We start from the raw sequence: 1,780 nt of genomic DNA on the forward strand, positions 1-1,780 counted from the left end.
GCGTCTCGTCTGCATCAGAATGGTGCACGCAAGGATACGGAGTGTATGACAAATGTCAAAACAGCGCCGGCCATTGACGGCGCTCAGTTCTGCAGGAGGTCTCGCGTCCGAACAAGACGCGACTGGTGCTGTGTCGGATGGCGCGGGATACCATTTCTGAAAGGCGCCAGTCCCTCCTGGCCGTACCACCACTGAAGCCGGTGGCGCACCCCCGTCGGCATCCCTGCGAAAAGCATCCGTGCACAGGGGGCTCCTATCGGTTACAGCTGGCTGCACATAGGTACGTGTTGTATTGAACGGGCTGATCCGGGAATGTCACGCACTGGGTTATCGGGTTGGTCACCATGACTCAAGTGCTCATGTTTTCCCATTATCTCACCACTTGATAGGACCAGCCTGGGTAGCGCCGCCGCCTATGATTAATAGGCGGGACCCGGTTGAAAAGGGTGAGGATGACGAACCCAGGGAAGGTCGGGGCGTGGCTGCGGAGTAGGGCGTACGTTAATCCCCTTCTAATCCTGCTGTATTAGCTCCGCGATCTCCGGCAAGTCCTGATCTGGATTCCGTTCTTCAATAGCGGACAGCAGTTCATGCGCCGTCATTTCCTTGTTCCGATCTTCTATTCCCGGATCTGCTCCTCTCTGTAAGAAGAACTCGGCAAGACGTGGCTCGTTGAGCACGATTGCCTCGTGCAAAGGGGTGTAACCGGTCACCGGCGAGAAACCATTGATCTGGGCGCCTTCAGAAAGAGCCAGTTCCATAATCTCCCGCGCTTGTTCGCCGTCTGTTGGGTAAGAACCGATTGCCAGGTGAAGCACGCTTTGGGCCTTACCATTGCCCTCACTGCTGAGCTGATGGTCAAGGTACCAGCGGCAGGCGGATCGAGGTATGTATGTTCCGCTGTTCCCGATTGCGCAGGACGCATTGGTTTCAGCACTGCTTGTCTTAAGAACGTAAAAGCCAAGCCCAGCGTATCCAATGAGGCCAATTACCAGTAGGCCTGCGAGCGTGAAAAGCCATTTACGCATTGTTATCCCCAAACCTTTGGCATGAACGGACGTTTCGAGTAGGAAAGAAGCGCGACAACTGGCCTGTCCCGATCCAGCGCTGCTTGACCGTTAAGGTGGTCGCGCATCTTTACTCGGAAGTAGCGGGAAATGTCATTTCGGACGAAGTCGTAAATCTGGACGTTTGTGAGATCACTGGCCCGGGCATTTTTGAACCACCGTTTGGTTGCCCGCTTGCCAAAGTCTTTAAGTACCTTAACGGCGCCGCGTGTCGGGTTGGCGGTGGAGCGGAAAATTGCCTCAACGAATCCGACCGCATAACTCGCGTCTATAGCTTCAACCAGAAGACCCTGTGCGAATGCTCGAACATCATCGGTCACGACGAGGGAGTTTTCTATGCGATGTGCAGTGGATTCCTGTGGCCAGAAGAACTTGAGGACCGTCCGGGTTTCGGACTCATTGAGTACAAGTTCGTCGGAACTGAATTGCTTGAGGTGAATCGAATTGCTCACTGCTCTCCTCCTTGAGGGTTTGCTGGGAATCATCCATGTTCATCTGCTGTTGCACTACAGATGAGTTGAAGATCTTACAGATCGTCGTTTTGCGGTCAATAGCAAAGCGTGCGGTGAGTATCAAAGCAGGGTGCAATTTTCCGGAGTTTTTAGCCGGTTGCCTTCTTACTTCTTTAAAATCCCTCCTAGGAGTCTGCGCGGTAGAAACCGCATTCTGGCATAATAACGCGAAATTCTTCTCTTGCAGGAAGCCCGATGGGA

Annotated in this window: 3 protein-coding genes; all 3 read right to left on the minus strand. The window is 53.7% G+C overall.

Annotated features, from left to right (window positions below; translation table 11 throughout):
• Positions 1-512: 512 nt before the first annotated feature.
• Positions 513-1,028, minus strand: a complete 516-nt coding sequence (locus AC1RQI_RS16750) for a hypothetical protein (RefSeq protein WP_481905751.1) — start codon at positions 1,026-1,028, stop codon at positions 513-515.
• 2 nt (positions 1,029-1,030) lie between these two features.
• Complete coding sequence (locus AC1RQI_RS16755; RefSeq protein WP_481905752.1) at positions 1,031-1,519, minus strand: hypothetical protein; 489 nt, start codon at positions 1,517-1,519, stop codon at positions 1,031-1,033.
• Positions 1,464-1,780, minus strand: a 317-nt coding sequence (locus AC1RQI_RS16760) for a hypothetical protein (protein WP_481905753.1), incomplete at its 5' end; no start/stop codon positions are given. The genes AC1RQI_RS16760 and AC1RQI_RS16755, both read right to left, overlap by 56 nt.

The organism is Salicola sp. AFF1, assembly GCF_056783195.1.